The organism is Alcaligenes faecalis (genome assembly GCF_005311025.1).
Classification (GTDB): Bacteria; Pseudomonadota; Gammaproteobacteria; order Burkholderiales; family Burkholderiaceae_B; genus Alcaligenes; species Alcaligenes phenolicus.
The window spans coordinates 195,195-220,767 of record NZ_CP031747.1; the positions used below are offsets into that span (position 1 = coordinate 195,195).

The window sequence follows — 25,573 nt, forward strand, 5'->3', positions numbered from 1 at the left end:
AAATGACTTGTCTGACTAGGCCGGAAATGACCGCATCTAACTATACTCGGGAATTGATTGCATGGTAGTTCGAGGGCTTGTGCGACTGGCGCTAGTGCTCTATTTTGCGCTGATGCTAGGCCTTGTCGGGCTACGTTACTTGCTCGTGCCCCAGCTGGATAATCTGCGTCCCTATCTGGTGCAGAAAATCAGTGAGCAAACCGGCCTGCAAGTCCAGATCCAAGAATTAAAAGGCGACTGGCAGGGCTGGAATCCCCATCTTTCCGTGACAAACCTGTCGCTGGCAGAACCTGGGCAGGAGCCCATGTTGCAGCTGCCCAAACTGCAAGCCGATATCAGCTGGAAGTCCTTGTTCAGCGGCTCGCTGCAATTGCGCCAGCTGGATGTGCAAGGTTTGACGATCCCGGTGCGGCGCGACCCCCAGGGTCAGATTCTGGTGATGGGTCAGGTGCTGGATCTGAATGATGAGAGTGCCCCGTCCGAACCCGAAGCCTGGCAAGGACCGGTTCGCTGGTTGCTGGAGCAGCGCGGCATTCGCATTCAAGGTACGTCCTTGCAATGGCAGGATGATCTGCGTGGCGCGCCTGTCTTGAGTCTGCCTTCGATTGAATTGCAGATCGGCTACAGGCAGGGCTGGCACGAGGTCAGTCTGGCTACCGCCTTGCCCGCCAATTTGGGCGAGTCCCTGGCTTTGGCCTTGCGTGTGCAGGGCAAGCGTCGTCTGCCCGAGAATGTGGATGTGATGGACCTGCCCTGGGAACTGACGGTTCAGGCTAAAGGGGTGGATGCTCCTGCGCTGCGCCCGTGGCTGGATGTGCCTGTGGCCCTGGACAAGGGCTGGGTCGATGTGCGCGCTCAAGCCACTCAGCCTAAAGCGGCCCAGACCGTACAGATGCAGATGGCCGCCCAGTTGCGTGATATGGCGGTGCTCACCGATAGCGATGATCGCCTGCAACTGCAGCAAGCCAATCTGGAACTGGCGGGGGGGCTGAATGATATGCAGGCGCTGGCCCAAGGCAAGCAAAGTGGCGAAGTGCAGTGGGCCTTGTCGATGAACAGTTTTGGTCTGCGTGTGCCGGATTTGTTTGCTCAGTATTTGGCTGTGGATCAGCTCAATGCTCAAGGCACCGTCCACCGGGATGAGCAGGCCAGACTGAGCGTCAGCAAAATGAATCTGGCTTTGCGTAATCCTGATCTGGATGCACAGTTGACAGGTAGCTGGCGCGAGGATGCCACGTTCGAGGCCGGTGTGGCTGACTGGCAGGGGCAGTTCAAACACCTGAATCTGGCGGCTTTGGTGAATTACCTGCCATTGACGGTCAATCCTCTGGCGCGTGAATGGATGCAAGCTGGATTGGTGCAGGGGGCGGTACGAGACGGGACAATCCGTCTGCAAGGCGGCCTGGATACCTTCCCGTATGGCTTGAGTCCGGAGGATGGCAGCTTTGAAGTGGCGGGGGCTTTGGATCAGGGAATTGTGGATTATCAGCCCGCCCGTCCCAAGCGGTTGGCCTGGCCGCGTTTGGAAGGCGTGCAGGGCAGCATACGCATGCATAACGACAATCTGGATATTGTGGCTCAGCAGGCGCGCATGCCGATTGCCAAGCAGCAGGATATCGTGCTGCGCGATATTCAGACCCACATTACCTCCTTGGAGCAAAACAGCTTTCTGAAGCTGGAAGGTCTGTCCCAGGCACCGGCGACCAGTTATCTGGCCCTGGTGCATCAATCCCCCTTGAATGCCTTGCTGGATGGCTTGCTGGCCGACAGCCGTGTCAAAGGGGATTGGACCGTACCGGTCAAGTTGCAGATTCCTTTGGATAATGCTGATGATGCCCAGGTACAGGGCCAAATCCAGATGAACAATGGCGAGTTTCAGTACATGCCTGAAGCCCCTTCGTTTACAGCGTTGAAAGGCGAACTGGCCTTTAGTGAAAAAGGCGTCAGTGCCCAAACCTTGACGGGCAAGATGCTGGGCGGTGATACCCGGATCAGTGGTGTGCTGGAGCCCGGCAAACCCGGTTTACGCCTGAATGGTGTGCTGACGGCCAAAGGCCTGGAGCAATACCTGGAGTTGAAGGGCTTGCAGCGTTTGCAGGGTCAGACATCTTATAGCGTGTTGATGAAGCTGGACGCCAAGGGCGCTTTTTCTTTTGGGGCCGAGTCGAACCTGACAGGTTTGGCACTGAATTTGCCTGAACCTTTCCACAAGCCTGCCGAGCGTGCGGCCAAACTGAAGGCGGATTGGAGTAGCGATTCCGTCGCCAAGATGGACCGTTTGCAAATCAGCCTGGAGGACAGACAGAGCTTTTTGCTGAACCTGCTGCATGCTCAAGGTTCCCGTGATGGCAGCTACTTTCAAAGTGGCAGCATGGGAACACCGGGATTGGTGAATTGGCCCCAACGCGGTTTTGAATTACATAGTCGCTATGACCGTATGGACCTGGATGCCTGGGAAAGGGTGGTGGGGGAGTTTGGCCAGAATCTGGATGGCAGTCCCTTACCTCCTTCGGCCCGCCCCTTGCTGCCTTTGCTGGAGCGGGTGCGTCTGAAAGCGGATCAGGCGTTTTTCAGAGGGCAACTGCTGGACCAGCTGGAAATGGAAAGCACGGAAGATGCCGCTGGCAGACTGTTTCTAAGCATGAAGGCCAAGCAGGCCGAAGGGCGTTTGCAGGCGCAGCATCAAGGTGGCCGCTACACCGGCATGTTCAATGCCAACTTCTCCCATCTGTACATTGACAGTGGCAGGCCTGATTGGGCTTGGCCCGACGCCGACTTGCCCATGAATGACGACCTGCGTTTGCCCGCGATCTCGTTCAAGGTGGATGATTTGCAGATTCAGGGTGTTCGCTTTGGCAAGCTGGAAGCCAAGGGCAAGCCCGCTGGAAAGGGACAAAAGTGGACGTTGGAAAACATTTCTCTGAATGCCCAGGGTATGCAGCTGAATGGTTACGGCTCTTTGGCATTGAGTGGGCCGCAGCGTGGCCTGGAGTTGGTGGCAAACAGCCAGGTAAGCAATTTGGGACAGTTTGTGGATGTCAGTGGCTTGCTGACCGAGTCCATCAAGGATGGTGACGGCACGGTACAGGCGGCCTTGTTCTGGAGCGACTTCCCCTGGTCTTTTGACAAGCGCAACATCCGTGGCCAGTTCAATGTGGATTTGCGCAAAGGGCGCTTTATCAGCCTGAAGTCGCGCTCGGCCAAATTGCTGGAGCTGCTTAGCTTGCAGTCCATCTCGCGCTTGAGCCGTCTGGATCTGGATTTGTTTGGGGCGGTGAAACAAGGCTTTGCGTTCGATAGCCTGACCGGGCGCATGAATCTGTCGCAGGGCAAGCTGGAGCTGGATAATTATCAGATCAAGGGGCCGGCAGGGGCGATCAGCCTGAAAGGCTGGATTGATATCCGGGATGAGACGCTGGATTTGATTGCGGTGGTAGACCCGAATCTGGATATGAGCGGTGCGGCGATTGCAGCGTACTTTACTGTCAACCCGATGGTGGGAGTTGGGGCCTTGCTGACACAGTGGCTGATGCAGATTCCGATGAGCAGTCACCTGTCTGTCACGTATGCGGTAACAGGCAAGATGGATGATCCTCAGCTCAAAGAGTTGGAAGTCCCTGCGGTTGGTAGCGCGAAACAAGAGAAACAGCCTCGGATCGAGCCTTGATGGCAAGCGCCTCACCCAAACGATTCGCGTCGCTTGTTGTCAGGGTTGCAGCCAGGCTTTTCCGTGTTTTACCCCTTATGCAAAGGATGGGCCGATGAGCGCACAGAGACTGAAACAACTGGCAGCGACCTTGCTCGTGGCGAGCCTGCCGTTCCATGCGCTTGGAGCGCAAACGCATCCTGTGGCTCAGGCCGCACAAGTGGTCGAACAATCCTTGCAGGCCCGTGTCGGACTGGCTGTACTGGATACGACAGATGGGCAGTTGTGGCAATACCGTGCCGATGAACGCTTCCCTATGGCCAGTACCAGCAAGGCCTTGATCTGCGCGGCGTTGTTGGCCCGAGGGCCGGGTGCCATGAAGACCGCCTGGCTGGTCAAGGAAGAGGCCATTCAATCTTACGCCCCGACGACAGAAAACCTGATAGGACAGTATGTGCCAGCGTCGCAATTGTGTGCGATCACGATGCGCAACAGCGACAATACTGCGGCCAATGGGGTTCTGGAGATGCTGGGCGGGCCTGAAGCGATCACGTCCTTTCTACGTAGCGTGGGTGACACGGTGACGCGTCTGGATCGCAACGAGCCCAGCTTGAATGAAGCTACGCCTGGTGATCCACGGGATACAACAACCCCGCAAGCCATGGTGCATACCTTGCAGAATCTGGTTTTGGGCGATGCGCTTAAAGCCCCAGATCGTGATCGCTTGATTGACTGGCTGCGCCATAACGAAGTGGGTGGGCCTTTGCTGCGGGCTGGCGTCCCGGAAAGCTGGACGGTGGCAGACCGAACCGGGGCAGCGGCTTACGGCACACGCGGTGTCGTGGCGGTGATGTGGCCCCCTGGACGTGCGCCGCTGGTGGCTGCCGTCTACATCACGGAAACCAAGGCTTCCATGGAAGAGCGCAATGCGGCCATCGCCACGATTGGCAAGGCCATTGCAACGGCTGTGGATCAGAAAGCATAGCCCTGATCACCGGGCAGACACCGGCAGCGGCAGGATCCCTAGCCGGTCTGACGCTCCAGCATTTCATCCAGTGTCGCGTAATAGCTCATGGACGCATGGCGCAGATTCGTGCGTACATGCTCGTGTGCCTGTTCTGGGTCCTTGTCCAGAAAGGATTGCAGGATGCCTCGGGTGGCCTGCATGGAAAGCTCCCGATAGCGCGTGTCGCGCAAGGTAGCCAGACGCACCGCTTCCACGTGGTCACTCAGACGAAAAATCATGGTGCTCAAGTGCGGGTTGGGGCATAGCGAAATCCAGCTTTCCCGAAACGCATCGTTGGCAATCATGTACTGCATGGGGTCGGCGGCGGCATGGGCTTTTTCTGAGGCATTGGCAGCCTTGTTCATCAAGGCCAACCCTTCCAGATTGGCCTGCAAGCAGGCAGCTGCTGCTGCTTCCGGTTCCAGCAACATGCGTATTTCAAAAATCTGCGCAATATCGGCCGGAGTAAAGCGCCGCAGCATGAAGCCGCGCGAGGTGCCCTCCAGCAATCCTTCGTTGGTCAGTTGCAGCAAGGCTTCGCGCACAGGCATGCGCGAGACTTGCAGTTCGGCAGCAATTTCATGGTCGACCAGACGGTCGTCATAGCTGATGTCGCCACTGCGCATGCGGCTGCGCAGGTGTTTGTAGACCTGCTGGCGTATGTTCAGTTTGGGGGCGGCAGGCTGGTTTTTATTCATTGGTTTTGGGCAAGACGGTGAACAAGCAGTCGGCATGAAATCCCTGTGCGCAGCAGTGTGTTTCCTGCACCTGGACGTGCTGATCGTAGATCAGTTGGCCGACGGCTGTAAGCATACCAACGATAGGGCGGCACAGGGGCCGATCATGGGGGCCAAATCCCCATGCAAAGGGACTGTTTTTCACGCGGACCTGCAAGGATCCCGTGGCCTCTGTTTGAATGTCCCAGCTCCCCCAGCCCAGTTGTGCCGAGATGTCGGCAATGTTGTGCAGCAAGGCCTGCGGGTCGTGATTGATGGCTTCCCAATACGCCTTGGCTGACAAACCACCTTGTTCCATTACGGCCTGCCCCAATGCATCTAGCGCCTGTGTTCGGGCGGGTTCATCCAGCCGGCGAAACAGCCCCATCAACACGTCGACACGCATCATCAAGTAGCGCCGATCGTTGTCCAAAATCTGGCCCTGTGCCGTATCCCAGCTTAATCTGTCTCTGAATTCTGTCATTTTAAATTAAAAGTATATTGTTTTGTTTTTAGATAATAGATTGATATTAAAGCAAATAAATTATAGGGAAAACCATTATCTATTTAATTTAAGAATAAACTATATACTTTTTCGCAAGGCGGACTAACGCTGGAATGAAGTGCATAACAAAAGGGGACAAATGGTGAAAGCGTTGCGAAAAAGCGTAATGGGGCTGGCCTTGGGGGCAGCCTTGATGATGGGCTGGGGGACGGTCAGCCAGGCAGCCGGGAGCGAGTTGAAAATTGCTTTCCCGGTCGATATCCCATCCTGGGATCCGACCTCGGTTACCTTTCCGGCGGGCCAGTCGATTTACAAGGCCGTGTTTGATTCACCCCTGTTTGTGGGTGACGATTTGAAGGTGGCACCGCGTCTGATCGAGTCCTGGGAATGGGCGGACGAGCAAGGTCAGGCCCTGAAGGTGAAGCTGCGCGACAAGGTGAAATTCCATGACGGCAGCGACATGACGGCTGAAGACTTGAAGTTCACCTTTGATCGTGCGATCAACAAAAAAACCCTGGCCCTGAACGGTATGCTGCCCACCCTGAAGTCGGTGGAAGTCACCGGCCCGCTGGAAGCCATTATCCATTTCAGCTCGCCCACGCCAACGGCCCCCAAAGGCCTGGCCTTCTTGTCGGCCTATATCCTGCCCAAAGCCTATTTCGAGAAGGTGGGGGAAGAGGAGTTCCTGAAGCGCCCAATTGGCGCAGGCCCCTACAAGCTGAGCGATTATCAGCGTGGTTCCCGCATCACCCTGGAAGCCTTTGAGGACTACTGGCAAGGTGCGCCAGACCTGAAGCAGGTCGTGTTTGAAATCGTGCCGGATTCCTCGGCGCGTGTTGCTGCGGTTGAGTCCGGTCGGGCAGATGTCTCGGTACAGATTCCGGTGCGCGAAATTACCCGCCTGGAAAAGAATCCCAAGCTGGAAGCCAAGGTCTACCCCTATAGCGAGATCTACATTCTGCAGATGCCCAGCTATGTAGAAAGCTTTAAAGACGTGCATGTACGTCGTGCCATGAACATGGCCATCGACAAGGCCGGTCTGTCTCGTGCCTTTTACAAAAATGTCGCCCAGCCCTTGTCGGTTCTGGCCACCAAAGGCTCGCCTGGTGATGTACCGGATCTGAATATTCCCTTCGACAAGAAAGCAGCGTTAGAGGAACTGGCCAAAGCGGGTTACAGCACGGAAAAACCGCTGACCATTACCTTGTACTCCACCAATAACACCTTCCCTTCGGACTATGACGTGGCCCGTGCGGTGGCGCAGATGTGGAGCCAGATCGGTGTGCAGACCACGGTTGAAGAAATTACTGTGGCCAAGTATCTGGAGCTGAGTCATTCGTCCAAATTGACGGGTGTGATGCTGTACAGCTGGGCTAATGCAACTGGCGATCCGGAGATTTTCACGGGCCGCATTCTGGACCCGCGCCTGCGTTTTTCCACCTGGAAAGAAGAGCGTCTGGCGGGCACGCTGGATGAGCTGAACCGTCAGATGGACGAGGACAAGCGAGTAGCCGGCTATCAGGCGCTGAATCGTGAAGCGGCGGAACAGGCCTGGAGCCTGCCGGTGCTGCAGTCCATCTCCACCATTGCCTATAAAAAGGGCTTGAAGCTCAACACCTATCAGACGGGCTACATCCTGCCGCAGGAATATTCCTGGCAGTAAGCCTTTCATGTGCCCCGCAGCCTCGCGCTGCGGGGTGATCTACCGGGTTTGACCCGGCATATTTTCTCCTGCGGTTCTCTTCATGAAAAACGTTTGCTTCCTGATGGCGCGCAAGCTCGTCTTCGTGCTGGTGACGGCGTTCCTGCTGTCCATGATCGTGTTCTTCATGCTGCGCGTCATTCCCGCTGACTCTCTGGGCATGATGCTGCCTCCTTCGGCCACGGAAGCCGATGCACAGGCACTGCGTGTTGAGCTGGGCATGGATGGTTCGGCCTTGCATCAGTACCAGGTTTGGTTGAGCGGTGTGTTTCGCGGCAATCTGGGCAACTCCATCTTCTTTCATCAGCCAGTGACAGGTTTGCTGGCGCAAGCTTTGCCACCCACGCTGGAGTTGGCCTGTATCAGCTTGCTGATGGCTTTGCTGATCTCCATTCCCGGCGGCCTTGTTCTGTACTTGCTGGACAAGAAAAAGATCGAATTTGTGGCCGACTTTGTGCTGGTGCTGCTTCTGTCAGTGCCGTCCTTTTTGTGGGGCATTATTTTGATCGTGGTGTTCGGTGTGCTGTTTCCGGTCTTGCCCTTTATGGGACGGATGGAAGGCACACCCGCCGTGGATGGCGGCACGGGCTTTTTGCTGTTTGATCTGCTGGTACGTGGCCAATGGCAAGCCTGGTGGGATGCCTTCTCGCATCTGCTTCTGCCTGCTCTGGCCTTGGCGCTGGCATTCAGCCCCATCGTGATTCGCGTCCTGCGTTCCAGCCTGATCGAAACGGCGACCAGCCAATACGTGAACGTCGCCCGTCTGCGCGGTGTGCCTGAGTGGCGAGTGCTCTTGGTGCACATGCTCAAGAATGCCGCTTTGCCTACCTTGACCTTGATCGGCGTGCAATTTGGCTTTTTGTTTGGCGGCACCTTGCTGATTGAAGTCATTTTCTCCTTCCCCGGTATCGGCAATCTGATGGTGCAAGCCATCAAGAACCACGACCTTCCCCTGATTCAGGGCGTGGCCCTGGTGTTTTGTTTGATGGTGCTGGCCGTCAACTTCTGTGTCGATGGCTTGTACAGCGTTATGAATCCACGTCTGAGGTCCGCATGAGCGTGCATCCACATTCTTTCTGGCAAGCGCGGCTGCGGCCTGTGCTGGCCCATCCCAAAGTGCTGCTTGGCGGCACTCTGGTCTTGATCTTTGCTCTGGTGGCCTTGTTTGCCCCTTTGCTGGCGCCCAATGATCCTAATGCACAGGACTTGCTGGCCACGCTCTTGCCACCCGCCTGGCAGGACGGCGGTCTGGCGCAGTATCCCTTGGGAACTGATGGCCTGGGGCGATGTATTTTGTCGCGTCTGATTTATGGCAGCCGTGTGGCCTTTCAGGTGGCGGTGACCGCTGCCGCCGGCACCATGGTGCTGGGTACGGTGCTGGCGATCTTGGCGGGCTATATCGGTGGCTGGTTCGACCGTGGAGTTAGCTCCCTGGTGGTGTTGTGGATGGCATTCCCGCCCGTGGTGTTTTCCATGATGTTGATGGTGGGCTTGGGCACGGGCCTGTTCAACGTGATTCTGGCTGTGGTGCTGGTGGACTGGACTCGTTTTTATCGCGTGGTTCGGGCGGAAGTGCTGGTGGCGCGTCAGCGTGATTATGTGTATGCCGCGCATTTGTTGGGCTTTTCTCATCTGCGCATCATGTTGCGTGAAGTATTGCCTAGCGTGGCGCCACTGATCGTCACCTTGTTCAGCCTGCAAATGGGCGTGGCCATTGTGGTTGAAGCAATCCTCAGTTTCGTGGGCCTTTCTGTTCCGTCGGATGTGGTGGCCTGGGGCGTGATGCTGGCCGATGGCCGTGACCAGATTTACCAGGCGGGCTGGGGCCTGATGGCGCCGGTAATTGGCATTGTGTTTGCAGTGCTGGGTTTCAATTTGCTGAGTGATGGTTTGCGCACCACGCTGGATCCTCGGCTCAAGCAACGAGGAGCGCACTGATGAGCGTGCCGGTTATTGAATTCAAGCAAGTCAGTGTCTCGGTGCCGGTACAAGGGCAATCGGTCGAGCTGCTGCGCAAGGTCTCGTTTGCAGTGCAGGCAGGTCGTACCTTGGGGCTGGTCGGGGAATCTGGCGCGGGCAAGAGCATGATAGGGCGGGTAATCTCGGGCATGTTGCCCAGTAATCTGCGTCTGTCTTCGGGGCAGGTCTGCTTTCAGGGTTCGGTGGTGACGGGTGCGCAAATGCGCCGTCTGCTGGGTCGCAAAGTGGCTTTTGTGCCGCAGGAGCCTTTGTCCTCGCTAAATCCGGTGCTGACCATACGCCAGCAGATGTTCGAGCATTTGGCTCGACTGGGCATTCCCCGCGCATCGCGCGAGCAATATTGCCTGGAGCGTCTGCATGAGGTGGGGCTGCCCGATCCGCCGTCCATGTTGGGGCGCTATGCCCATGAGCTTTCGGGTGGGCAGTGTCAGCGCATTTTGATTGCCATGGCTTTTTCCGGTGATCCGGAATTGATTGTGGCCGACGAGCCCACCACAGCGCTGGACGTGATTACCCAAGCGCAAATCATCCGGATTCTGCGCGATGTACAGCAGCGGCATCAAACCGCCGTGATTCTGATCACTCACGATCTGCGTATGGCTGCCCATGTCTGTGACGAGGTGGCCGTGCTGTATGCCGGGGATGTGGTTGAACAAGGTCCCGCTGCAGATGTTTTGGATACACCTTTGCATCCTTACTCCTGGGCCTTGAAGAATGCGACGCCAGCACTGAATGGCCCTTTGTATGCCTTGCCGTCGCTGGCCGACATCATGCCGGGCTTGAAAGACATGCGGGATCTGCCGGGCTGTCGTTTTGCCCGTCGTTGTCCTACGCGTAATGCGGTCTGTGAACAGCGCGCGCCAGAGTTGGAAGCGGTGAAACCCGGTCATTGGGTAAGTTGTGCCGGTCCCTGTATGACGCGCGATACGGCTGCTCAAACCCAGCTGCATGTCTTGCCGCAAGGGCCGTCTGAAGAGTCCGCGCCGCTGGTGGAGTTCCAGAATGTGGAGCGCAGCTACCGAGTCACACGCAACGGCCGCCGCAGCCTGATGTATGCCTTGCGGCCCCTGTCCTTGAGCGTGCGTCCCGGCGAGATGGTTGGCGTGGTGGGGGAAAGCGGTAGTGGCAAAAGCACTGTCGCCCGCTTGATGGTGGGCTTGTTGCAACCTAGTGGTGGGCAAGTGCTGGTGCAAGGTCAGTCCCGCGAGCAGTTTGCCAAAGGGCAAGGCGAGTCCTTGTCGCAAACGATTCAGATGGTGTTTCAGGACCCTGATTCGGCCTTGAACCCACGTCGTAGCGTGCAGCAGCTGGTGACGCAGGTGCTGGAGTTGCAGCCGGGTATGACGCCCGAGCAGCGTCGTCAGAAAGCCGACGAGTTGATGGCGCAGGTGGGCATTGCACAGGATGCCGGTTTGCGTTTTCCCTCGGAGCTGTCCGGCGGGCAAAAGCAACGCGTGAACATTGCCCGCGCCTTATGTGTGCAGCCGCGTCTGCTGGTGGCGGACGAGATTGTGTCCGGTCTGGATGTGTCGGTGCAGGCGCTGATTTTGAATCTCTTGCTGCGACTGAATAAGGAGTTGGGCGTTGCGGTGGTGTTCATCTCGCACGACTTGTCCGTGATTCGCTATTTGTGCACACGAGTGCTGGTGATGAAAAACGGTGAAGTCGTGGAGCAAGGAAATACCGCCGAGGTGTTTGCCGACCCGCAGCATCCCTATACCCGTCTTTTGCTGGGCAGTGTGCCGCCGGATGATTCCAGCCAGATCTGGCCTGCGCCTTTGGACTGTCCATCCCAAACCGTGAGTGAGGCTGCACCCGCCTTAGTACCCGCTATGGCGGTCTGAATCCCGTTTTACTCGTATTTACAGGAAGCACTATGAGTTATGCCAATAACGAGGCCGCCTTGTCGGGCCTGACCCAGGACCATCAGGTCCATCGGGATGCCTATCTGGACGAGGATGTCTTTCAACTGGAAATGGAACGGCTATTCAGCCGTGCCTGGCTCTATGTGGGCCATGAAAGTCAGGTGCCCAAAACGGGCGATTATGTCTCGGTGACCTTGGCACAAAGCCCCGTCATCATGCTGCGCCATAGCGATGGCTCGGTGCGGGTGGTGATGAACCGTTGCGCTCACAAGGGGGCCAGACTGGTCAGCGAACCCAGCGGCAATGTGGGCAAGATGCTGCGTTGTCCGTACCACGCCTGGACCTACAAGCTGGATGGCTCGCTGCTGGCGGTGCCGCTGAAAAATGCCTATGAAAACACGGAATTTTCGCAATGTCCGGCTGCGGGCGGCCTGTCCACACCGGGGGCGGTAGAAAGTTATCGGGGCTTTGTGTTTGCCCGCCTCAGCAAGGAAGGCTTCAGCCTGCAAGAGTATTTCGGGGATGTGCTGCAGGCTTTGGACAATATGGCGGATCGCTCTCCGGAAGGGGAGTTGCAGGTGGCAGGCGGTTCGATTCGTACCGTCATCAACTGCAACTGGAAGATGTACATGGAGAACATCAACGACACCGTGCATCCCATTTCCACACACGAGTCCGCATCCAGCTCGGCTGCCAAGGTGGGCGAAGTGTTCAAGGAAGAGGACCCTACCGCACTGGAGCAATTGCTGCCCTTCGGTTCGGGCTACGACTTCTATTCACGTATGGGTGTGGAAACTTACCCGAACGGGCACAGCATTCTGGGCACCAAGTTCAGCATTCATACCGACTACTCCGGGATTCCAGGCTACGAAGCCATGATGAACGAAGCCTGGGGCGAGGAAAAAGCGGCTCGGGTGCTGGGTTTCAATCCACAAAATGTGGTGTTTTACCCCAGCATGGCAGCCAAGGGTTCGCCGCAGATTATTCGTGTATTGCGACCTTTAGCGGTTGATCGCACTTTGCTGGAAGTATGGGTGTTTCAGCCCAAAGGAGCGCCGCGTGAAATGCTGGATCGCGGCCTGACGTACAGCCGTCTGGTGTATTCCCCCATGAGCGTCGTCGCCCATGATGATGTGCACTTGTTCGAGAGCCAGCAAGCCAGCCTGAAAGCCCAAGGCAATCCGTGGGTGAATCTGCTGCGTCAATACGATGCGCAAGAAGGCGAGCAGGGCAAGGGCAGCTTTGACGACGCGAATAATGAATGGGTAATCCGCAATCAATACCGTGCCTGGAAGCAAGGCATGAAGCAGCAGGAGCAGGAATGATGGGAATGGCGCAAGAGCGGGGCCAGCGCAGTGGCCAAGCACAGCATGAACTGCAAGAGGGTCAGCAACAGCAGCAACCAATGAATCCGCAGCCAAGCCAGGAGCCAGGCCAGCGTCTGGACCAAACGACGAGCCTGCAACAAAGCCTGCAAAACTTTGTATGGCAAGAGAACGCCCTGCTGGACGAGGGGCGTTTTGACGAATGGTATGAGCTGTTCGCACAGGATGGGCTGTACTGGATTCCTGGTGAGTCCGGCCAGGAAAGCCCGGAAGGGCGCATGTGTATTGCCTTGGAAAACCGTATGTTGATGCGCTTGCGTATCGACCGCCTGTCGCACCATCGTGCCTTTTCCTTGCAACCCGGTGTACGTGGTCTGCGTGTGATTCAACATCCACGTGTTCAGTCCGAACATCCTGATGAAGATGGCTGCTATACCGTGCGCATCAATCTGATTTATTCGGAGTATCAGAAGCAAAAAACCGAGGTTCTGCCCGCTACTGCCTCTTACCGTTTGCGCGCCGTCGATCAGGCTTGGGAGATCGTGGAAAAGCGGGTGGACTTGCTGAGCGTGGATGGCTATTTGCCCACCATTCAGCTCTTCATTTAGGCCCTATATGCACTTGAATGACCCATCACCAGGCTATCTCAGCCTGCCGTGTGAAGGCATGGACGACAGCATGGCTTATCGCCTGCTGACGTCCCTGATCGTACCGCGCCCCATTGCCTGGGTATGTACCTTGGAGGAGTCGGGCAGTGTGAATCTGGCACCGTTCAGCTCCTTTAACTATGTGGCGCATAGCCCGCCCATGCTGGCGATCAATATCAACCGCAATGAGGATGGCAGCTTGAAGGATACGGCCCGTAATTTGCAGGCCAATAAAGAGTGTGTGGTGCAGTTATGTCGTCAGTCTGATCTGGCTGCGGTTCATGCCAGTGCCGCTGCTTTGCCGCCCGGCCAGAGTGAGGTACAGGAGTTGGGCATGCACCTCGTGCCCAGTCAGCATGTGCGTGTACCTCGTCTGGATGGCGCTGCCGTGCAGATGGAGTGCAGGCTGGATCAGGTGGTGGATTTGGGACGGGGAGTTAACCAGCTGCATATTCTGGAAGTGCTGGCCTTCCATGTGGATTCATCCTTGATGGACGAAAAAGGGAGAGTGAATCTGGAGGCGTATCGGCCTTTGGCTCGGTGGGCTGGACCGTATTATGCACAGCGGGGAGATATTCTTCTTCCTTGATGTCATTGCCTGTTGATTGGTTTTCGTCCTGGCTGTGTTTGTAGATCAGTGAGTTTTGGCTAAGGGCCTGCTTTTTTGCTCTACACAGATGACTGAAACATAGACAGCTTTCAAGGGCAGATAACATCAAGCCTGCAATAGACACTTTCGGTTGGGCCAGAAACAAAAAAAACCGCCTTGTGGGCGGTTTTTTTGACTACTGAGCAAGGCGCAAAACTTAATAAACGCCTTGATGACGCATGGCATTGGCGACTTTGACAAAGCCGGCAATATTGGCGCCGTTAACGTAGTTGATGAAGTTGCTTTCTTGACCATAGTTCACACAATTTTCGTGGATGTCACGCATGATGGAGTGCAGCTTTGCGTCAACTTGTTCGCGTGTCCAGCTCAAGCGCTGGGCGTTTTGGCTCATTTCCAGACCGGATACGGCAACACCGCCCGCATTGCTGGCTTTGCCTGGGGCATACAGGATCTTGGCGTGGATAAAGGCATCGACTGCATCCAGCGTGCTGGGCATATTGGCACCTTCGGCAACGCAACGTACACCGTTCTTGATCAGGATTTCTGCATCCTTGCCGTCCAGTTCGTTCTGGGTGGCGCAAGGCAGGGCGACATCCACAGGGATATGCCAAGGACGTTTGCCTTGTTCGTACAGCAGGTGATGTTGCTGGGCGTAATCGACCAGACTGCCACGCTGTACATTTTTAACGTGCATCAGGGAAGCCAGTTTTTCACGCGTAAAGCCATCCATGTCCACCACGCAACCTTGCGAGTCGGAAACGGTAACGACTTTGGCACCCAGATCCAGGCATTTTTCAATGGCGTACTGAGCCACATTGCCCGAGCCGGAAACGGACACTGTCATGCCGTCCAAGGACAGCCCTTTACGTGCCAACATTTCCTGTACGAAATATACGGTGCCATAACCGGTGGCCTCAGGACGAATCAAACTGCCGCCAAAGCACAAATCCTTGCCGGTGAACACACTGGCTGCACTGTTGGAGAGTTTTTTCATCATGCCGGCCATAAAGCCCACTTCACGCGCGCCCACGCCGATATCACCAGCAGGAACGTCGGTATCGGGGCCCAGGTGACGGTACAGCTCAACGATCAGGGCCTGGCAAAAGCGCATCACTTCGCCATCCGACTTGCCTTTGGGATCAAAGTCCGAGCCGCCTTTGCCGCCGCCCATGGGCAGAGTGGTCAAGGCATTCTTGAAGGTCTGTTCAAACGCCAGAAACTTCAAAATGGACAGGTTCACCGAAGGGTGAAAGCGCATGCCGCCCTTGAAAGGACCGATGGCATTGCTGTGCTGAATACGGAAGCCGCGATTGACCTGAACCTGGCCGCGATCATCTACCCAGGAAATACGAAACTGGATAGCACGTTCGGGTTCGACCAGACGCTCGAGCAGACCATGATCGGCGTACTGGGGGTTTTTCTCGATGAAGGGCCACAAGCTGGTCATGACTTCCCGAACGGCCTGCATGAATTCAGGCTGGTTGGGGTCGCGGGACTGCACTCTGGCTAGGAACTGTTCTAGAGAGATAGATTTCATTGCAAGCGAACTCTGTTTGCAATACTGAGAACTCGAGTCGAACTCAGCAGATTGAAAGAATGGATGCACGGGAATGCACCCGATCATACGCCCATCGCAAGCAAGCCTCTCGTATAGAGAGGCTTGCGCAGGATGTTCGATTTACTTCTTCATCATGTCGAAGAATTCGGAGTTGGTCTTTGTGGCCCGGATTTTGTCCAGGATAAACTCCATGGCTTCAATTTCATCCATCCCATGGATGAACTTGCGCAGAACCCAGACCTTTTGTAGAAGGTCGGGCTTGATCAGCAACTCTTCACGACGTGTGCCTGATTTGTTCAGGTTGATGGCTGGGTAAATACGTTTCTCGGCCAGACGGCGCTCCAGATGGATTTCGGAGTTGCCGGTACCTTTAAATTCTTCATAGATGACTTCGTCCATGCGGCTGCCGGTTTCGATCAGGGCAGTACCGATGATGGTCAAGGAGCCACCTTCTTCCAGATTACGGGCAGCGCCAAAAAAGCGTTTGGGGCGCTGCAGGGCGTTGGCGTCCACACCACCGGTCAAAACCTTGCCCGAAGCAGGGACCACAGTGTTGTAGGCGCGAGCCAGACGGGTAATGGAATCCAGCAGGATCACCACGTCTTTTTTCAATTCAACCAGGCGTTTGGCCTTTTCAATGACCATCTCGGCCACTTGCACGTGACGTGTGGCGGGTTCGTCAAAGGTGGAGGCCACCACTTCGCCGCGCACCGTGCGCTGCATCTCGGTTACTTCCTCGGGGCGCTCGTCCACCAGCAGGACGATCATGATGGCCTCGGGGTAATTGGTCGTGATGGCGTGAGCCATGTGCTGCATCATCACGGTTTTACCGGATTTGGGGCTGGCCACGATCAGGGCGCGCTGGCCTTTACCGATAGGCGAGAAGATATCCAGGATACGGCCTGTGATGTTCTCTTCGCTTTTGATGTCGCGCTCCAGGCGCATGGGCTGGTCCGGGTGCAGCGGCGTCAGGTTCTCAAACATGATGCGATGTTTGATGGCCTCGGGCTGCATGCCGTTAACCTTGTCAACTTTTACCAGGGCAAAGTAGCGCTCGCCGTCTTTAGGGGTGCGCACTTCACCTTCAATGGAGTCACCCGTGTGCAGATTGAAACGACGTATCTGCGAAGGGGAGATGTAGATATCGTCTGTGCTGGCCAGGTAAGAGGTTTCTGGCGAACGCAGAAAGCCAAAACCATCAGGCAGGACTTCAAGCACCCCGTCGCCGAAAATCTGCTCGCCCTTTTTGGCGTGCTTTTTCATGATGGCGAACATCAGCTCTTGCTTGCGCAAGCGGTTCGCGTTGTCGATTTCCAGAGTGGCAGCCATTTCTAGCAGCTGCGAGACGTGCAGAGCTTTTAATTCGTTCAGGTGCATGGGAGTGGGGAAGGGCTTTCAGCAGCAGACCGCAGGCCAGCGAAGGGCCTGCGTGCGGTTAATCAGAGATTACAGGGAGCTGTCGAGAAACGCGCTAAGTTGGGACTTGGAAAGTGCACCGACTTTAGTTTCGGCCACTTTGCCGTCTTTAAACAGCATGAGCGTTGGAATACCGCGAACACCATATTGAGCTGGGGTGTCGGGATTTTCATCGACGTTGAGCTTAGCGATGATAACACGACCTTGGTACAGTTCGGCTGCCTCATCAAGCAAAGGGGCAATCATTTTACAAGGACCGCACCAGGCAGCCCAGTAATCGACCAGAACGGGGAGGTCGGCGTTAAGGACGTCAGACTCAAAGGAGGCGTCCGTGATGTGTTTAATGGAGTCGCTCATGGCTAGATACAAAAAAAGTGAGGATAACGAAAAACTATACGTGTGGCGTGACCTGAGCACAATGTATTCTACGGCCAATTGCGACGGTCTTGTTGCCAATTTTTGACAGGATACCATTGCGTCTGGTTGATAATGTGCATTCGCTGCGCAACGCGCGCCAATAAAGCGTTTCCCCACTGGCGCCTAACCACTCGTAAAATAGCGTTTTTCTGTACGATCTACCGGGAATCAAGTTGTCTACTACACGTTACGACGAATCTTCTATACGGGTGCTCAAAGGGCTGGAACCGGTCCGTCAGCGCCCGGCCATGTATACCCGCACGGATAATCCCCTGCATATTGTGCAGGAGGTCATCGATAACGCGGCCGACGAAGCCCTGGCTGGTTTTGCCCGCACACTGACTGTCACCTTGCTGGAGGACGGCGGCATACAGGTTGAGGATGACGGGCGCGGTATTCCTGTTGGCTTGCACCCTGAAGAAAATGCGCCGGTGGTTGAACTGGTGTTCACGCGACTGCATGCCGGGGGCAAGTTTGACAAGCTCAATGGTGGTGCCTACGCCTTTTCTGGTGGTTTGCACGGGGTGGGTGTGTCGGTGACCAACGCCTTGTCGCGCCGTCTGGAAGTGCTGGTCTGGCGCGATGGCCAGGCTAACGAGATTGTGTTTGCCGACGGCGAGCTGGAGCAGCCCCTGACCCAAACGGGCACGGTGGCCAAGCGCAAGACGGGTACCCGTGTGCGGGTCTGGCCCGATGCCAAATATTTTGACTCCGCCCAGATTCCCCTGGCCCAACTGACTCATATCCTGCATAGCAAGGCCGTCCTGCTGGAAGGCGTGACGGTGGAACTGGTGCAGCAAAAAACCGGTCAGCGCCAGCAGTGGCGCTATGAGGACGGTTTGCGCGGCTACCTGCAGGAGGAAATGGAAGGGGTGGAGCTGCTGGTTCCCCTGTTTGAGGGCCGCCAGTACGCCCCGCAAGATGACGATAATTTCTCCGCCGGCGAAGGTGCGCATTGGGTGGTGGCCTGGGCGCTGGACTCCAATATTGTGCGTGAGTCCTATGTCAATCTGATCCCAACCCCAGCGGGGGGAACACACGAATCGGGCTTGCGCGATGGCTTGTATCAAGCCGTGCGCAGTTTTGCCGAACTGCATAGCCTGATTCCCAAAGGCGTCAAGCTGCAGGCCGAGGACGTCTTTGCCCGTGCCAGCTTTGTGCTCTCGGCCAAAGTGCTGGACCCGCAGTTTCAAGGGCAGATCAAGGAAAAGCTCAATAGCCGTGACGCCGTGCGTCTGGTCAGTGGCTATGTGCGCAATGCGCTGGAACTGCATCTGCATGCCAATGTGGATCAGGGTCGCAAATTGGCTGAAGTGGCGGTGCGTCAGGCTCAGGCCCGTACCCGTTCGGCGCAGAAAGTGGAGAAACGCAAGAGCTCGGGCGTGGCCGTGTTGCCCGGCAAGCTGACGGATTGCGAGTCGCACGATCTGGAAAGTTCGGAACTGTTTCTGGTCGAGGGTGACTCGGCTGGCGGTTCGGCCAAGATGGGCCGTGACAAGGAATTTCAGGCTATCTTGCCCCTGCGCGGCAAGGTTCTGAACGCTTGGGAGGTCGATAAGGACCGCTTGTTCGCTAACCAGGAAATTCACGATATTTCCGTGGCGATCGGCGTGGACCCGCACGACGCCCAGTCCGAGCCGGATCTGTCCGGTTTGCGTTATGGCCGTATCTGTATCCTGTCTGATGCGGACGTGGACGGCTCGCACATTCAGGTGCTGTTGTTGACGCTGTTCTTCCGTCACTTCCCCAAACTGATCGAGGCGGGCCACGTGTATGTGGCGCGTCCCCCCTTGTTCCGCGTAGACGTGCCTGCCGCCGGCAAACGCCCAGCCCGCAAGATCTACTGTCTGGATCAGGGCGAGTTGGACGCGACACTGGAAAAGCTGCGCAACGAAGGTATACGTAACGAGTCCTGGAGCATCAGCCGCTTTAAAGGTCTGGGTGAAATGAGTGCGGAGCAGTTGTGGGATACCACCATGAATCCGGACACCCGCCGCTTGCTGCCTGTGCATTGGGGTGAGGATGGCCTGAGCGATACACAAGCCATGTTCACCATGCTGATGGGCAAGGGTGAGGCCTCGGCCCGCCGAGCCTGGTTGGAAGAAAAAGGCAATTTGGCCGATCTGGACGTCTGAGCCCGACTTAAGAGTTATTTATGGATAGCAATCAATTGGATTTTGAACCGGCGGGATCGGACGATAGCATCACGCTGGCGACTTACGCGGAACAGGCTTATCTGGATTACGCCGTTTCAGTGGTACGTGGACGTGCCTTGCCCGACCTAACCGATGGTCAGAAACCGGTGCAGCGCCGCATTTTGTACGCGATGGATGCCATGGGTCTGGGCCCGACGGCCAAGCCTGTGAAATCGGCCCGTGTGGTGGGGGATGTGCTGGGTAAATATCACCCGCACGGTGACCAGGCCGCCTATGACGCCATGGTACGTATGGCGCAGGATTTTGTGCTGCGTTATCCGCTGGTAGACGGGCAGGGCAACTTTGGCTCGCGCGACGGTGACAATGCCGCCGCCATGCGTTACACGGAAGCACGTTTGACACCGTTCTCGCGTCTGCTGCTGGACGAGCTGGACGAGGGCACGGTGGACTTCATCCCCAACTACGATGGTAGCCAGAAAGAGCCAGTGGCCCTGCCTGCACGCTTGCCCATCATGCTGCTTAACGGCGCATCGGGGATTGCCGTCGGGATGGCGACCGAGATTCCTTCCCACAACCTGCGTGAAGTTGCCCAAGCCTGCGTCAGCTTGCTGCGCAATCCGAATTTGAGCGATCAGGACATACACGAGATCGTTCCCGGCCCGGACTTTGCGGGTGGTGGTCAGATTATTTCCGCCGCAGACGATATTGCGGCGGTGTACGCCCAAGGCCGTGGTTCCATCAAGGCTCGTGCCCGTTGGGTATTCGAGGAAATGGCCCGTGGCCAATGGCAATTGGTCGTCACAGAATTGCCGCCCGGCAGCTCCTCCCAGCAGATTCTGGAAGAGATTGAAGAGCGCACCAACCCCAAGGTCAAGGCTGGCAAGAAATCGCTGAGCACCGAGCAACAGCAAACCAAAGCCTTGATGCTGAACATGCTTGATGCCGTGCGTGACGAGTCGGGCAAGCAGGCGGCGGTGCGCCTGGTCTTTGAACCCAAATCCCGCGCGATTGATCGGGACGAGTTCGTGACCACCTTGCTGGCACAGACCAGCCTGGAGCGCAACGTCTCCATCAACCTGGTATGTATTGATACGGATGGCCGTCCCGGTCAGCGTTCCTTGCGCCAGGTGTTGCTGAACTGGCTGGAATTCCGCCGTCACACGATGGAGCGTCGTACTCGCTACCGTCTGGATAAGGTCACCGACCGTATTCATGTGCTGCAAGGGCGCATGGTGGTGTACCTGAATGTGGACGAGGTTATTCAGACTATTCGTGAATCCGACGAGCCGCGCGCAGCCCTGATGGAGCGCTTTGATCTGAGCGAGCGTCAGGCCGACGATATTCTGGAAATGCGCTTGCGTCAGTTGGCGCGTCTGGAAGGCTTCAAGATCGAGAAAGAGCTGAAAGAGCGTCTGGACGAGCAGGAGTCTTTGCAAAAGCTGCTGGACGATCCCAAAGCCTTGAAGCGTCTGATGATTCGTGAGATTGAAGCAGACGTTAAAACCTATGGTGATGACCGTCGTACCCTGATTGAAGCGGCCGAGCGCGCTGTGCTGGAAACCAAGGTGGTTGACGAGCCGGTTACCGTGATTGTGTCGCGCAAAGGCTGGCTGCGTTCACGCCAGGGCCATGGCCATGACGCCTCGCAATTCAGCTTCAAGACTGGCGATGGCTTGCGCGATGCGCTGGAGTGTCGCAGTACCACGGACCTGGTCGCCATCGGCACCGATGGCCGGGTCTATACTGTTCCGGTCTCCAGTTTGCCTTCAGCGCGTGGCGATGGTCAGCCCATTACCTCCATGATTGAAGTCAGCCCCAGTGCGCCCATTGAGCATATTCTGGGGGCGCCTTTGGACCAGAACTACTTGCTGGCTGCCTGCGACGGTTACGGTTTTGTGGCTTCTCAGGGCGACATGAATACACGGCAGAAAGCGGGCAAGCAGTTTGTCACCGTCGAGGATGGCAAAAAGCTGCTCAAGCCCTTGGCCTTGCGCCCGGATGATCAGTACGTGGGTCTGCTCAGCGAGCAGGGACGTTTCCTGGTGGTGGACATAAAGGAGCTGAAAGTGCTTTCCAAAGGGGGGCGTGGCACGGTGCTGATCAAACTGAACGAGGGCGATACGCTCAGTCAATGGGTTGCCTTTGGTGAGGCGGGTCTGGCCGTCAGCGGAGTGAACCGCAAGCGTCCGTCCACCATCGTGATGGATCTGGACATGCTGGCCAATTATCTGGGCAAGCGGGCAGGCAAGGGCAAGGCCCTGTCGCTTAAATTGAACGACCCTGTACTGCATCGGCCTGAAGAGTCCTGAATTTGTATAGCCGCCGGAGGCTGGGCCTCCGCCTGATAGATTTCTTTTTTGAGTGTTGGATATGAGTTTCAAAGTCACGGTTCAGCCCAGCGGGCACAGTTTTGACGTACAGCCCGGACAGTCTGTGCTGGATGGCGCGCTCAATGCCGGTATTGTCTTGCCCTACAGTTGCCGCAATGGCACCTGTTCGTCTTGCCGTGGCAAGGTCATTGAAGGCGAATACGATGCAGGCCGTGCGCCCGAGCAATTGCTGAGCGAAGAGGACCGCGCTGCAGGTTACACCCTGTTCTGTCAGGCCAAGCCCAGCAGCGACATGTTGATCGAATCGCACGAAATTCGCATGGCGACCGATATCCAGATTCGTAAAATGCCGTCGCGCGTGGTGGGTCTGGAAAAAGTACGTGATGATGTGATGGTGGTGCGTTTGCAAATGCCATCTTCCGAGCCATTCCGTTACTACCCGGGTCAGTACCTGGAATTCATCCTGAAAGACGGCAGCCGTCGTAGTTATTCCATGGCGACACCGCCACGGGAAGACAATCAGGTGGAATTGCATATCCGTCACATGCCCGGTGGCGTGTTTACCGACCACGTCTTTGGTGCCGGTGCTACCGCCATGAAAGAGCGCGAGATTCTGCGCGTAGAAGCACCTTTGGGTTCTTTCTTCCTGCGCGAAGATAGCGCGGCTCCTATGGTTTTCCTGGCCAGCGGTACAGGTTTTGCTCCGATCAAGGCCTTGATCGAGCGCCTGATTCAAACCGGCAGCCAGCGCGAAGTCGCCCTGTACTGGGGCGGGCGTCGACCCAAGGATCTGTACCAGTCCGAACTGGCCGAGAAATGGGCCAGCGAACTGCCTAACTTGCGTTTCATTCCGGTGATTTCCGACGCTCAGCCTGAAGATGGCTGGACAGGTCGTACCGGCTTTGTGCATCAGGCCGTATTGGCTGATTTGCCTGATCTGTCGGCCTGGCAGGTGTACGCCTGTGGCGCGCCGGGCATGGTTGAAGCGGCCCGCAAGGATTTTGTGGAGCAGGCTCAACTGAATCCGGACAATTATTTTGCAGATGCCTTTACGTCGCTGGCAGACGTCAAGTAAGCGTCTTGATCAATAGCTCAACAAGCGGACAGTACACATGAAAGTAGCAGTTCTGGGCAGCGGCATTATTGGGGTATCAACTGCCTGGTGGCTCAGCCAGCAAGGTTGTGAGGTGGTGGTCGTGGATCGAGGAACCGGTCCCGCGCAGGAAACCTCGCGTGCCAATGGCGGGCAAATCTCGGTCTCGTATGCCGAGCCCTGGGCCAACCCGAAAATGCCGCTCAAACTGCTGAAATGGTTGTTGCAGGATGATGCTCCCTTGTTGTTCCGTCCGCGTCTGGACCTGCGCCAGTGGCGCTGGTGCCTGTCTTTCTTGCGAGAGTGCCTGCCGGGGCGGGTTACGCCCAATGTGCGCGCGCTGGTGGCCATGGCGGAATACAGCCGCAGCACGCTCAAGCAATTGCGTCCCAGCCTGGATTTTGATTATCGCCATCAGGAAAAAGGCATCATTACGTTTTACCGGGATGCCCAAAGCCTGGACGACTCCCAGCAAATGGCCGACGTCATGCGAGATATGGGAGTGGACCGCCGCATCATGAGCGTGGACGAACTGGTGCAGCTGGAGCCTGCCCTGGCATCAGCGCGCGGCCAGATCGTGGGTGGCGACTACACCAAAGATGATGAGTCGGGCGATGCCAATCAATTCACCTGCGGTTTGGCGGCCATGGCCAGGCGAGTCGGAGTGGAATTTCGCTTTTCTACCCAAATCACCCGTTTGCTGACGGCCAAGGGCCGAGTGGTGGGGGTCGAGGTTATAGGCGCGGATGGTGCGTACGACTCCATACAGGCAGACGCCTTCGTGGTGGCCATGGGTAGTTTCAGCCCTACCGTCCTGCAGCCGCTGGGAATTTCCTGCCCCGTTTATCCGGCCAAAGGCTATTCGGCCACCTTCCCGGTGCTGGTCCCCGAGGGCGCGCCTACTGTCAGCCTGACAGATAAAGATCACAAACTGGTTTTTTCCCGCCTGGGCGATAGCCTGCGGGTTGCTGGAACGGCCGAATTGTCGGGCTATACGCGTAGCTTGAACCCCGCCCGCTGTCAGGCTTTGTTAACGCATGTGGCTGATCTGTTCCCAAGCGCATTGGATTTTGATAATGTTCATTTCTGGTCAGGACTGCGTCCTGCCACAGCATCAAATGTCCCACTGATAGGCCGATCCTCCATTCCCAACCTGTACCTGAATACCGGGCATGGCACCTTGGGGTGGACCATGGGCATAGGCTCTGGCCGAGCCTTGGCGGACCTGGTCATGGGGCACAAACCCGAACCTGAATTTCCTTTTTTATCTTGAAGGATGTATGAAAAATCTACGCGGATTACTGTTGAAACGTGGTGTTATGGCTTTGGCGATGGCAGCGGGTGGCTCAGCCGCTTTGCTGTTCGGGTCGACCGCCCTGGCAGCCGTTGATATTCAGGTCTGGACCGCTTTGAACTCGCACAATCAGGACGAGTTCGAACGCTTGGTTCGGGATTTCAATCGTAGCCAGAGCGACGTCAAGGTGTCGGTCAAGGCGCATGACACAGAAGCCTCTTTGGAGCAGGTCATGCAAGCGGGCAAGGATTTGCCCAATCTGGTGCAGTTAGGCGAGATGTCCGGCCTGGACGAGGTCGCCGACCGCTCCTACATCATGCCCATGCACACCTTGCTGGCTCGGGAAAAAATGGACAATGTGTCCTGGTTCCTGGCCTCGAATTCCTTTGTGCGCAATGGCCGCGGCCAATTGCAAGGCTTCCCCTACATGGCCGAAATTCCGGTCATGTACTACAACCTGGAAGCGTTTGATAAAGCCAAGATCGAGCCTCCCGTGCCCAGCCGCGTCTGGCTGGACTTGCAAGCTCAACTGGTTGATCTGGCCAATAAAGGCTCGCGCCGTTGTCCTTTGACCTCCGACCAGTCTGTCTCCATCAACCTGGAAAACCTGGCAGCGGTTAATAACCAGATTTACGGTCTGGCACCCGGCCCCAAGGTTAAAGGCAAAGTGGGCTTTGATTTTGACGTGATGTATATCCGTCACTTGTCCATGATGATCAGTTGGGTGAAATCCGAGCTGATGGTCAAACCCGGCACCTTGCCCGAGTCGCCCCAGCGTTTTGCCAAGGGTGAATGTGCAGTCATGTTCTCCAACTCCGGCCATATCGGTGAGTACAGCGACACGCGCGGCCTGAAGTACGCTGTGACTGGTCTGCCTTACTACCCTGAAGTCACCCAAACCCCCGGCAAGCCTTTTGTGACTGGCTCCGCTCTGTGGGCGGTGAAAGGCCATAACGCTGAACAGAACCAGGCCTCGGCCCGCTTCATCAGCTGGTTGGCCCAGCCAGAGAATGCCGCTCGCTGGTATCAGAAAACAGGCTTTTTGCCTGTAAGCCGTGAAGCCTTTAACGCGACGGGTAGCGACTACTACAAGGACAAGGGCGACTGGATGCACCTGGTGGGCGCCTACAGCAGCGGTACATCGGGTACAGCCAAGGGCAACTTCCGTAACTACCGCCAGATTCGCGCCGTGTTCAACCAGAGCCTGGAAAGCGCGCTGGACGGTCAGCAACCTGCCATGACGGCCTTGCGTACCGCCGCCACGGAAGCCAACCGACTGGTGGCTCAGAAAGGACGCTGATTTATCT

General features: G+C 56.6%; 19 protein-coding genes. 14 read left to right on the top strand and 5 right to left on the bottom strand.

Going from position 1 to position 25,573, the window contains the following annotated elements:
* The first annotated feature begins 79 nt into the window (after window positions 1-79).
* Window positions 80-3,667: a YhdP family protein gene (locus tag D0C27_RS00940; protein ID WP_240688281.1), complete on the top strand. Its 3,588-nt coding sequence runs from the start codon at window positions 80-82 to the stop codon at window positions 3,665-3,667.
* A 94-nt stretch (window positions 3,668-3,761) separates the two neighbouring features.
* Window positions 3,762-4,631, top strand: a complete 870-nt coding sequence (gene bla / locus D0C27_RS00945; protein WP_137430213.1) for a class A beta-lactamase — start codon at window positions 3,762-3,764, stop codon at window positions 4,629-4,631.
* A 38-nt stretch (window positions 4,632-4,669) separates the two neighbouring features.
* Here bla and D0C27_RS00950 read toward each other — a convergent pair whose 3' ends face one another.
* Window positions 4,670-5,350 (bottom strand): GntR family transcriptional regulator, encoded by a 681-nt coding sequence (locus tag D0C27_RS00950; RefSeq protein WP_137430214.1) that lies wholly within the window; start codon window positions 5,348-5,350, stop codon window positions 4,670-4,672.
* Entirely contained in the window at window positions 5,343-5,852 is a 510-nt protein-coding gene (locus D0C27_RS00955; RefSeq protein WP_137430215.1) for a V4R domain-containing protein, read from the bottom strand. Before D0C27_RS00955 ends, D0C27_RS00950 begins: the two co-directional genes overlap by 8 nt.
* Window positions 5,853-6,015: 163 nt before the next feature.
* On the opposite strand from D0C27_RS00955, the gene D0C27_RS00960 reads away from it, so the two are divergent.
* From D0C27_RS00960 to D0C27_RS00990, 7 genes are all read left to right on the top strand, one after another.
* Window positions 6,016-7,536: an ABC transporter substrate-binding protein gene (locus tag D0C27_RS00960; protein ID WP_240688344.1), complete on the top strand. Its 1,521-nt coding sequence runs from the start codon at window positions 6,016-6,018 to the stop codon at window positions 7,534-7,536.
* A gap of 82 nt (window positions 7,537-7,618) precedes the next feature.
* Window positions 7,619-8,632, top strand: coding sequence for an ABC transporter permease (locus D0C27_RS00965; protein WP_137430216.1), 1,014 nt, complete (start codon window positions 7,619-7,621; stop codon window positions 8,630-8,632).
* The gene (locus tag D0C27_RS00970) at window positions 8,629-9,513 is read left to right on the top strand and encodes an ABC transporter permease (protein WP_060185260.1); all 885 of its coding nucleotides are present in this window, start codon (window positions 8,629-8,631) and stop codon (window positions 9,511-9,513) included. Before D0C27_RS00965 ends, D0C27_RS00970 begins: the two co-directional genes overlap by 4 nt.
* Entirely contained in the window at window positions 9,513-11,399 is a 1,887-nt protein-coding gene (locus tag D0C27_RS00975; protein WP_137430217.1) for a dipeptide ABC transporter ATP-binding protein, read from the top strand. The genes D0C27_RS00970 and D0C27_RS00975 overlap by 1 nt, the downstream gene beginning before the upstream one ends.
* A 32-nt stretch (window positions 11,400-11,431) precedes the next feature.
* Window positions 11,432-12,745, top strand: a complete 1,314-nt coding sequence (locus D0C27_RS00980) for an aromatic ring-hydroxylating dioxygenase subunit alpha (protein ID WP_063690659.1) — start codon at window positions 11,432-11,434, stop codon at window positions 12,743-12,745.
* 5 nt (window positions 12,746-12,750) lie between these two features.
* On the top strand, window positions 12,751-13,353 hold the full coding sequence (locus D0C27_RS00985) for an aromatic-ring-hydroxylating dioxygenase subunit beta (protein ID WP_170978528.1): 603 nt from the start codon (window positions 12,751-12,753) through the stop codon (window positions 13,351-13,353).
* Between the two features lie 70 nt (window positions 13,354-13,423).
* Window positions 13,424-13,981: a flavin reductase family protein gene (locus D0C27_RS00990; protein WP_170978529.1), complete on the top strand. Its 558-nt coding sequence runs from the start codon at window positions 13,424-13,426 to the stop codon at window positions 13,979-13,981.
* Between the two features lie 217 nt (window positions 13,982-14,198).
* Here D0C27_RS00990 and gdhA read toward each other — a convergent pair whose 3' ends face one another.
* The 3 genes from gdhA to trxA all read right to left on the bottom strand — a co-directional run bounded on the left by gdhA (window position 14,199) and on the right by trxA (window position 17,333).
* Window positions 14,199-15,539, bottom strand: a complete 1,341-nt coding sequence (gene gdhA, locus D0C27_RS00995; RefSeq protein WP_009455932.1) for an NADP-specific glutamate dehydrogenase — start codon at window positions 15,537-15,539, stop codon at window positions 14,199-14,201.
* A 141-nt stretch (window positions 15,540-15,680) separates the two neighbouring features.
* On the bottom strand, window positions 15,681-16,937 hold the full coding sequence (gene rho, locus D0C27_RS01000) for a transcription termination factor Rho (RefSeq protein ID WP_009455931.1): 1,257 nt from the start codon (window positions 16,935-16,937) through the stop codon (window positions 15,681-15,683).
* 69 nt (window positions 16,938-17,006) lie between these two features.
* A complete protein-coding gene (gene trxA, locus D0C27_RS01005) occupies window positions 17,007-17,333 on the bottom strand; it encodes a thioredoxin TrxA (RefSeq protein ID WP_009455930.1) in 327 nt (108 codons plus the stop codon).
* 227 nt (window positions 17,334-17,560) lie between these two features.
* Between trxA and D0C27_RS01010 the strand changes: the two genes are divergently transcribed.
* From D0C27_RS01010 to D0C27_RS01030, 5 genes are all read left to right on the top strand, one after another.
* Window positions 17,561-19,528: a DNA topoisomerase IV subunit B gene (locus D0C27_RS01010; protein WP_374698172.1), complete on the top strand. Its 1,968-nt coding sequence runs from the start codon at window positions 17,561-17,563 to the stop codon at window positions 19,526-19,528.
* A gap of 20 nt (window positions 19,529-19,548) precedes the next feature.
* The gene (gene parC, locus D0C27_RS01015; protein WP_137430220.1) at window positions 19,549-21,858 is read left to right on the top strand and encodes a DNA topoisomerase IV subunit A; all 2,310 of its coding nucleotides are present in this window, start codon (window positions 19,549-19,551) and stop codon (window positions 21,856-21,858) included.
* A 61-nt stretch (window positions 21,859-21,919) separates the two neighbouring features.
* A complete protein-coding gene (locus D0C27_RS01020) occupies window positions 21,920-22,954 on the top strand; it encodes a CDP-6-deoxy-delta-3,4-glucoseen reductase (RefSeq protein ID WP_009455928.1) in 1,035 nt (344 codons plus the stop codon).
* Between the two features lie 37 nt (window positions 22,955-22,991).
* Window positions 22,992-24,245 carry a D-amino acid dehydrogenase gene (locus tag D0C27_RS01025; RefSeq protein ID WP_137430221.1) on the top strand — a complete coding sequence of 418 codons (1,254 nt, stop codon included), beginning with the start codon at window positions 22,992-22,994 and terminating at the stop codon, window positions 24,243-24,245.
* Window positions 24,246-24,252: 7 nt separating this feature from the next.
* On the top strand, window positions 24,253-25,566 hold the full coding sequence (locus D0C27_RS01030) for an extracellular solute-binding protein (RefSeq protein WP_009455926.1): 1,314 nt from the start codon (window positions 24,253-24,255) through the stop codon (window positions 25,564-25,566).
* The last annotated feature ends 7 nt before the right edge of the window (window positions 25,567-25,573 follow it).

Bases quoted from the DNA above. Each gene is read 5' to 3' on its own strand.
- bla (WP_137430213.1), top strand. From the start codon at position 3,762: ATGAGCGCACAGAGACTGAAACAACTGGCAGCGACCTTGCTCGTGGCG.
- D0C27_RS00950 (WP_137430214.1), bottom strand. From the start codon at position 5,350: ATGAATAAAAACCAGCCTGCCGCCCCCAAACTGAACATACGCCAGCAG.
- D0C27_RS00955 (WP_137430215.1), bottom strand. From the start codon at position 5,852: ATGACAGAATTCAGAGACAGATTAAGCTGGGATACGGCACAGGGCCAG.
- D0C27_RS00965 (WP_137430216.1), top strand. From the start codon at position 7,619: ATGAAAAACGTTTGCTTCCTGATGGCGCGCAAGCTCGTCTTCGTGCTG.
- D0C27_RS00970 (WP_060185260.1), top strand. From the start codon at position 8,629: ATGAGCGTGCATCCACATTCTTTCTGGCAAGCGCGGCTGCGGCCTGTG.
- D0C27_RS00975 (WP_137430217.1), top strand. From the start codon at position 9,513: ATGAGCGTGCCGGTTATTGAATTCAAGCAAGTCAGTGTCTCGGTGCCG.
- D0C27_RS00980 (WP_063690659.1), top strand. From the start codon at position 11,432: ATGAGTTATGCCAATAACGAGGCCGCCTTGTCGGGCCTGACCCAGGAC.
- D0C27_RS00985 (WP_170978528.1), top strand. From the start codon at position 12,751: ATGGCGCAAGAGCGGGGCCAGCGCAGTGGCCAAGCACAGCATGAACTG.
- D0C27_RS00990 (WP_170978529.1), top strand. From the start codon at position 13,424: ATGGCTTATCGCCTGCTGACGTCCCTGATCGTACCGCGCCCCATTGCC.
- gdhA (WP_009455932.1), bottom strand. From the start codon at position 15,539: ATGAAATCTATCTCTCTAGAACAGTTCCTAGCCAGAGTGCAGTCCCGC.
- rho (WP_009455931.1), bottom strand. From the start codon at position 16,937: ATGCACCTGAACGAATTAAAAGCTCTGCACGTCTCGCAGCTGCTAGAA.
- trxA (WP_009455930.1), bottom strand. From the start codon at position 17,333: ATGAGCGACTCCATTAAACACATCACGGACGCCTCCTTTGAGTCTGAC.
- parC (WP_137430220.1), top strand. From the start codon at position 19,549: ATGGATAGCAATCAATTGGATTTTGAACCGGCGGGATCGGACGATAGC.
- D0C27_RS01020 (WP_009455928.1), top strand. From the start codon at position 21,920: ATGAGTTTCAAAGTCACGGTTCAGCCCAGCGGGCACAGTTTTGACGTA.
- D0C27_RS01025 (WP_137430221.1), top strand. From the start codon at position 22,992: ATGAAAGTAGCAGTTCTGGGCAGCGGCATTATTGGGGTATCAACTGCC.
- D0C27_RS01030 (WP_009455926.1), top strand. From the start codon at position 24,253: ATGAAAAATCTACGCGGATTACTGTTGAAACGTGGTGTTATGGCTTTG.